This window comes from Streptomyces sp. NPDC037290, from assembly GCF_055603245.1.
Genome location: NZ_JBVJVZ010000115.1, coordinates 1 through 1950 on the forward strand (window position 1 = coordinate 1; position 1950 = coordinate 1950).

Consider the following 1950-nt stretch of genomic DNA (forward strand, 5'->3'; position numbering starts at 1 on the left):
TGGGCAGCGCCGCAGCAGGACTGCTCACCCTCGGCGGATTCCTCTACCTCCGCCGCCGCAACACCACCGGAGCCGCCATGTAGGAAACCTCTGACAGCCCTCTCACTCAGGCACCGAGCAGCCCCTCACCAAGCTCCAGGGAGGGGCCACTCGGCTGTTCACCACCAGAATCGATCAGCCTCTGCCGGACCCAGCCCTGGTAAGGGGGGAATGGACCGCCGCGATCACGACGGCCTGTCCGACGAGGACGACCGACCGTCAGCATTCACCGGAGTCGGATCCGCGACCAGCTCGGCACCCGCTGCCGGATGCAGGTCACCCTCTGCTGGCGCAGCACCACCCCACCGAAGAGGCTTCGTAACGCTTTATCTCATTTCGTTTCGGTGCATCACCTGTGGGATGTCGCGCCTCTGCAGTACCTGCACGATGGTCGCCCGCCGGGCACACATCTGTCCGCGATTCAGCACGCTGCTCTGAAGACAACCGGGTAAGGCCCGCTCGACGCGATCGCGACAACGGAAAGGGACGAAGATGATTAGCCAGAGGAAGCCGAACGGCCGCCATCGCATGGAGAAGGGGGCCGGCAAGACAAATAATCGCATGAGCAAGCAAGCACTTTGTGTCACGGCTACCGCATTGACCGTAACTGGAGTTCTACAAATAGCAAACGCTACCGTCGGCTCTGCCATGGCGAGTCCTATCGGCGGGAAAACCGCTGTAAAGAAGGCCGATGGTCGCATCTATTACGACCTTGCTGGACTCGACCCTCAGACGCAAGCCGTCTTCCGGCAGGCGATTAGGACCTGGAACAATAAACTCGTAGGGAAAGGGCATGAGCTCCTGGGGGTCTGGGATGACCTCACCCCGACGGAAAAGGTGAAGTTAGGAGGGCGCGCCCAAATAAAGGGTGTCTATCGCGATTGGACGCACGGTAACATACGTCAGGGCACTGTGGGGTACGCCGGCCCGAATAGGAATCTACTGGAGCTCGATTCGGCGTCGTTCGATGATCAAGCGATCAAGAAATTCTGGGACAGCCATTACGGTCCGCGCTTCAACTATTACCCTAAGGTTAGAGGCCTCGATGCCAATCGTGGCGGCCTACCCGTCTGGCATTTAGTGCGCAGTTTTGAAGAATGGAGGAAAGATGTATGGAAAGGAAACGAGAATACTATTCTTCATGAAATGGGGCACACCCTAGGGTTGCATCACCCGCAGAAGCCAGTGCACCCCGGTGAGGTCATGCGCACAGCTGCCCGGGATGCATTCCAGGTCGACATAGGGGGCGTCAACTGGCCGGATTCGGTTGAGCCGGACCCGGGCGAGGTCAATTTCGTAAGGAATCTCTACCGGCAGGAAATACGGAATCTCTACGAGCGGGATAGTCTGCGACCTGCTGGTAATGTCCGCCGACCCAACGATCCGAATTGGCCGCGCTCGAGTACAGATGGGAAGCAGGGATGGGACCCGGCGACCCAATCATGGGTCCCGTATGCTGACTGGAAGACCAAGTACGAGTCGAAGCCTCACCTAAACGCCTCTGGATTGTACGGCTACGACCCGGCCGCCCATGAGTGGAAATCGCGCGATATATGGAACAAGACGTTCACATCCGCTACTCGCGAGCAGACCGGGAAGAAGCCTGATTTTCCGAACTGGCCGCGTTCGAGTGCCGACTGGAAACAGGGGTGGGATCCGGTGACACAATCATGGACACCGTATGCGGATTGGAATACCAAATACGGCTCGAAGGCGTATCTCAGCGCCAACGGCTGGTACATCCACGACCCGAAGGAGGGATGGGTAAGGACCGATACATGGAAAAGGAAGTCCGCATCATCAACGGAGCAGCGGCTAAGACCGTGTCCTATGTGGTGAGGCGGACGAGTCGTTTGTAGCAACAGAGGGCTGCGGCGAGGCCGAGAAACGCCAGGTAGTTACGGGGGTGGC

1 protein-coding gene is annotated in these 1950 nt (G+C 58.8%); it reads left to right on the forward strand.

What is annotated here, in order from left to right:
* Positions 1-600: 600 nt before the first annotated feature.
* A complete protein-coding gene (locus ACZ7HQ_RS45210) occupies positions 601-1878 on the forward strand; it encodes a zinc metalloprotease (RefSeq protein ID WP_471003410.1) in 1278 nt (425 codons plus the stop codon).
* The last annotated feature ends 72 nt before the right edge of the window (positions 1879-1950 follow it).